Annotated in this window: 3 protein-coding genes and 4 pseudogenes; 5 read left to right on the forward strand and 2 right to left on the reverse strand. The window is 65.7% G+C overall.

Going from position 1 to position 5,441, the window contains the following annotated elements; genetic code table 11:
* Positions 1-740: 740 nt before the first annotated feature.
* Entirely contained in the window at positions 741-872 is a 132-nt protein-coding gene (locus ACIA8E_RS41410; RefSeq protein WP_399307227.1) for a hypothetical protein, read from the reverse strand.
* On the opposite strand from ACIA8E_RS41410, the pseudogene ACIA8E_RS41415 reads away from it, so the two are divergent.
* The 4 genes and pseudogenes from ACIA8E_RS41415 to ACIA8E_RS41430 form a co-directional block, all read left to right on the forward strand.
* Positions 829-1,053: pseudogene (locus ACIA8E_RS41415) on the forward strand (helix-turn-helix domain-containing protein); the annotation flags it as partial. The gene ACIA8E_RS41410 and the pseudogene ACIA8E_RS41415 overlap by 44 nt on opposite strands.
* A 293-nt stretch (positions 1,054-1,346) precedes the next feature.
* Positions 1,347-1,729 (forward strand): annotated as a pseudogene (locus tag ACIA8E_RS41420) (helix-turn-helix domain-containing protein); the annotation flags it as partial.
* A 259-nt stretch (positions 1,730-1,988) separates the two neighbouring features.
* Positions 1,989-2,666: a response regulator transcription factor gene (locus ACIA8E_RS41425; protein WP_399307224.1), complete on the forward strand. Its 678-nt coding sequence runs from the start codon at positions 1,989-1,991 to the stop codon at positions 2,664-2,666.
* 61 nt (positions 2,667-2,727) lie between these two features.
* Positions 2,728-4,149 carry a sensor histidine kinase gene (locus ACIA8E_RS41430; protein WP_399307226.1) on the forward strand — a complete coding sequence of 474 codons (1,422 nt, stop codon included), beginning with the start codon at positions 2,728-2,730 and terminating at the stop codon, positions 4,147-4,149.
* A gap of 22 nt (positions 4,150-4,171) precedes the next feature.
* On the opposite strand, the pseudogene ACIA8E_RS41435 reads toward ACIA8E_RS41430, so the two are convergent.
* Positions 4,172-4,429 (reverse strand): annotated as a pseudogene (locus tag ACIA8E_RS41435) (IS630 family transposase); the annotation flags it as partial.
* Between the two features lie 100 nt (positions 4,430-4,529).
* Here ACIA8E_RS41435 and ACIA8E_RS41440 point away from each other — a divergent pair.
* Positions 4,530-5,338, forward strand: a pseudogene (locus ACIA8E_RS41440) (ISL3 family transposase); the annotation flags it as partial.
* Positions 5,339-5,441: the final 103 nt, after the last annotated feature.

Genomic DNA, 5,441 nt, shown 5'->3' on the forward strand with positions numbered 1-5,441 from the left:
CCGGTGGCCGTTCGTCTATGCGGGCACCACACCGATGCCGGAGCAAACCCCCGGATCAGGTCGAACCCGTACACCACTTCCTTGGACGCAACCCCGGGGTTCACCCGGTTATAGGTCGCGATGCTTCCGACAGCACTCTTGCCGCAGGCTGCCGGGCCAGGGAGGGCCTCCCCAGTTCCCGCCGTCACCGTCGAAACGTTCCATGTCCCATACGCCGGGGAGTCCTTCGCGGCTGCCCTTCCAGGATCTTCACCGCTTCCATGGCCTTCACCCTGATTTCGGGGGCTCGGCTCTCCCTGTCCCCACCCTCACGGGCGGGCCTCTAACGACGCCGCAGACTTCGCGTGATGCTACGGACCGCTTCTTCGCTCCCCCTTCACAGGGCTTTCGACGCTGGACTTCGACGCCGGGCGTTTCCCCCCGACGCCGCCAGCCTGCTACCGGGCCTCCTGGCAGCTACCCGGACCGGACTCACACCGGCAGGCGACGACGAGCTTACGAACCACGATCAACCACCTACATGGCCAACCTCCAGATTCTGCTGGGCGTACGAAAGCCCGAGGCTAAATGGTAGGTAGAATGACTGCCCGTTTGCCGCGTCGTGCGGCGCCAGGAAACTCAGGTCCTGGCCGACATCTTCGCCGCGCTCACACTCTGCCGTACCCCTGCTGACCTGCAGGCTTCTGCGAATATCCGACTCGTATATTGGGCGGATTCAACCGGTCGTCGCAACGCCTCGACTACGGGGGTGTGATGGGCAGGCCGGCGGGGTGGATGAAGGAGTTGACGGGTGGGTCTCCGGTGAAGTCGCCGGGGTGGGCGCCGTCGTTGCGGCGAGAGATCGAGCGCGAGTTCTGGCGTGAGATCGCCAAAGGCCTCCTCAGCGAGGAGGTCGCCGGTGTGGTCGGTGTGTCTCCGGCTGCCGGCACCCGATGGTTCCGGCAGCGTGGGGGCATGCCGTCAGTTGATCTTGCCCCGCTTGCGGGTCGCTATCTGTCGTTTCACGAGCGTGAAGAGATAGCCCTGCTCAGGGCGCAGGGAGCCGGAGTCCGTGAGTGCCTGTTTCTGAACCCTCGGACGCGAGCGCTCGGTACCCTGAAATCAGGTAGGGCCCTGGGCCAAGACCTCCATGGAGGTCTTGAGGATGATCAAGGTTCTGACGATCCTCGGCGGGCTCCCGGTGGCGTTGGTGGTCAGCGTCGTTGCCCCTCGCTCTTCCGTCACATCAGTCTCAGAGCTTCCGTTCGGGGAGCGGTCACAGTGACCGCTCCCCGAACGCTTGCGGAAAGCTCCCATTCCGGACTCGTAGCCTCTGACCTGCTGCTGCGGGGTTCAGAAACAGGCACGAGACAGGGCGCCGGTTGGGCCGTGCTCCGTCGACGATCTCCCGCGAGCTTCGTCGAAATGCGGCGACCCGCGCGGGCAGGCTGGACTCCGTGCGTCGGTCGCGCAGTGGAAAGCGGACCTGCTGGCGCTTCGTCCGAAGCAGGCGAACCTCGTCGCGCATCAACGGCTGCACGAGTATGTGCAGGAAATGCAGGAACGGCTGTCGGGCCACGTCCGCCGTCCGGACGGAACCCTGGTGCAGGGGCCCGAGACAGAACCTTGGAAAGGCCGTAACAAGCCCCACCGTCAAGACCGGAAGTGGATGTCGGCCTGGAGCCCGGAGCAGACCTCTCACCGGCTGAAGGTGGATTTCCCCGAGGATGAGTCCGTGCGCACCTCGCACGCCCCATGCCGCTGATTTACCCGCCCCTCGGCGGGGCGGCACAGGAGTCGCAGCCCTGGCCACCGCTACCACCCGCCCTGCGGACAAGGCCGCGCCGCCCCTTGCTCAAGCCCCCGTCGAGGAAGGGGCGGCGTCACGTCCGTCCCCAGGCCGCTCAGCGACCGCCGCTCCCCTGGTGCTTTACTGGCGCCTGCCATCTGAACGGGGAATGAGGCGGGTCCTGGTTGTTCTGCCGCCGACGCACAGAACAGGGTGCCGTATGAGAGTGCTTGTGATAGACGACGACATCCGCCTGGCGGCATTGCTGCAGCAGGGTTTGCGCGCCGAAGGGTATGCGGTAGACGCCGTCCACGACGGCCTGGACGGTATCAGTCGGGCCGCCGAAGGGACGTACGACGTGATCATTCTCGACGTGATGATGCCGCGAATGAACGGATACAAGGTCTGTGCGCATCTGCGAACCACCGGTGATCGCACTCCGATCCTCATGCTGACGGCAAAGGATGGGGACTTCGATCAGGCTGAGGGGCTAGAGACGGGCGCGGACGACTACCTGATCAAACCCTTTTCGTTCGTGGTGTTGAGTGCGAGACTGCGCGCGTTGATCCGCCGAACGCGCCCCAACCACCAAGTCGTTCAGCACCTCGGCGATCTGGAGATCGACACCGCGGCCAAGCGCTGCCGCCGCGGCGGCACTGACGTATCTTTGACCGGACGCGAGTTTGAGGTTCTGGCAGCTCTGGCAGGTCGACCCGACACTGCTGTCCGCAAAAGAGCCATCCTCGATGCCGTCTGGGACGGAGCGGATCTACGGAGTCTGAACCTCGTGGAGGTCTACATCAGTGCGCTACGACGGAAGATCGACAAACCTTTCGGCCGGAGGAGTATCGAGACCGTCCCCGGTGGCAGCTACCGGCTCCGCTCGGACGGGGCCTGAGACGTTGAGCCGGCGTAGACGACTGCTACCGCGCTCGGTGCGTGTTCGCGCCACACTGACGGTGACCGCCCTGACGGTACTGGTGGTGTCCGCCATGGCCGGCGTCCTCCTCTTCCTCGTGCAAGCCAACCTGCCCGGCGCAGCCCAGCGGTCGGCGGCCGGACAGATACGGCTAGCGGAGAAGGAGTTGCGCCAGGGAGCCTCGATCATGAAGGTCAGGCACGACGCGCCCGACATCAGCGTGAACTACATCCCGACAGGCGATTTGGTGGCTGTCCCCTCGGAAACGGGCAAAGGATTGGCGCGCGATTCGGACGCCCCCGTGCCTGTCTCGGACTTGGCGGCGGGCGCTGACGCCTCCAATCCGACCGAGGACGATGGCCCTGTCGGGGCGAGCCCCGATGCCTCTCCGCACCTACTGCTCAGAGCGGTGGCCCCCTCTCCCCCGACTGACATCACGGTGTCGACGGACAAGGGCCTCTTCGAGCTCACGATCAGTTCCCATCTCACGCCCACACGCATCGCGCTGCGCACCACGGCATGGGCCCTGCTCCCGACCTCACTACTACTCCTGCTGTCCATCACTGCCCTGACCTGGTACGCGATGGGCCGGGCACTGCGTCCCGTGGAGGCCATCCGTACGGAGTTCGCCGAGATCACCGCCACCAATCTGGAGCATCGTGTTCCGGTTTCTCCGTCGGGTGACGAAATCGCTGTGCTGGCCGAGACCATGAACGTCACCCTGGACCAGCTTCACCGGGCGGTGAACCGATTGAAAACCTTCACCTCCGACGCCTCCCACGAGCTGCGCGGTCCGCTCACCACGCTGCGCGCGCGGATGGAAATCGCCATGATGTTCCCGGAGAAGGCCGACTGGCCACTCGTCGTTGACGAGTCGCTTTCCGACGCCACCCGGCTGGAGGAGATTGTCCAGGACCTGCTCTTTCTGGCCCGGTTGGACATGCGGCAGCCGTTGAATGGGGAGCCGATCCCGATCAGCGGCTTCCTCCAGAAGGTCCGACGGGAGCTCTACGCAAAGCGGCCGGTGGTGCTGATCGGGTCCCTGCCGGAGCTGGACGTGTCGGACGTGGTCCTCGGCAACCGCAGTTCGCTGACCCGAATGTTGACGAACCTGATCGATAACGCGCTGCGCCACACTACCCAAAAGGTCGACGTTGAGGTGACGATCTCGCCGGGCAAGGTGGTCATCGAGGTCCGCGACGACGGCCTGGGCATCCCGGAAGAGGACCGCGAGATCGTCTTTGACCGCTTCGTCAGGCTGGACGACGCCCGCACGGCTAACAGTGGGGGAACCGGCCTAGGTCTGGCCATCGCCCGCGATGTCTGCGTCGCCCACGGCGGGGACCTCACCGCGCGGGCACCGCTGCCGGGCGGTACTGGCGCTCGGCTGGTGGTCGAACTCCCCACCACGGACTCGGCGCCCTGTCCGGAAGACTGGGGACTCATGTCAGGCGCAGTCTGACGGACCTCGACTCGTGCGTCCGCTAGTGTTCTGAGTCGGGAATTCTGTTGAGATAGCTGGCGAGGCGTTCGAGGATTTCGTCAGCGGACTTCGTCCAGACGTAGGGCTTCGGGTCGGTGTTCCAGGCGGCGATCCAGTTGCGAATGTCCTTCTCCAAGGCCTGGACGGATCTGTGAACGCCTCGCCGTATCTGCTTGTTGGTCAGTTCGGCGAACCATCGCTCAATGAGGTTCAGCCAGGACGACCCGGTCGGGGTGAAGTGCAGGTGAAACCGGGGGTGGGTCTGTCAATCGATTGGCTCTGTCTCACATCCGGTGGTGACGCAGAGCGACTGGCGTCGTTGGCAGTACGTGTGTGATGTCAACGAGCTTGTGAGTGCGGTGTTTTCGGGACTGTCGCCGCTGGTCATCGAGGACGTGGCGGACGAGGGCGAGCTGATCCGGGTGCGGGCACGGACACCGGAGGTTCCGAGAGCTTGCACTCTCTGCGGTGTGGAGACGGCGCGCGTCCACGGCTACCACGAACGGACCGTGGTGGATGTGCCTGCTGACGAGCGGCGCGTAGTTGTCGTCGTGCGGGTCCGCCGTAGTGGTGTGTCCTACCCGCGGTTGTCGCCAGACTTTCAGGGGACAGTTGCCGGGGGTTCTGGAGCGCTATCAACGCCGCACGCCGCGACTTTCGTCGCAGGTCGGGGCAGTGGTGCGGGAGTTAGCCGGCCGCGCCAGTGCGATTGATGTCCGTCCTGGCGATGGTTGTCTCCCGGCATACCGCCCTGCGCGCGCTGTTGCGGCTGCCGCTGCGCGCCCGGCCGGTGCCGCGAGTGCTGGGGGTGGATGACTTCGCGCTGCGCCGTCGCCACGACTACGCGACCGTCCTGATCGACGCCGAGACCTGCGAGCGCATCGATGTCCTCCCCGGCCGCACCACCCAGGCCCTGGAAGCCTGGCTGCGGGAGCGTCCCGGCATCGAGGTCGTGTGCCGGGACGGCTCGGCCGCCTACGCGGAGGCGATCCGCCGCGCCCTGCCGCATGCGGTGCAGGTCAGCGACCGATGGCATATCTGGCACAACCTGGCCGAGGCGGTCCGCAAGGAGGTCACCGCCCACAGCACCTGCTGGGCCAGGACCGGCCCGCCGCCGAGCCAAGGGAAGCAGCCGGCCACCAACCGTGAACGCCGGCACCACGTCCACGACGGGGCCTTCCCTCAAGGCCGGGTAGTTAGCGTTCCCGCAGGTCACGCAAGGGAGTTGATCGGCTCTTGCGTAGCGGCTGTGTAGATGCCGGGGCCGTGCT

Origin of the sequence: Streptomyces sp. NPDC051664 (genome assembly GCF_044453545.1) — a bacterium.
Taxonomy (GTDB): domain Bacteria; phylum Actinomycetota; class Actinomycetes; order Streptomycetales; family Streptomycetaceae; genus Streptomyces.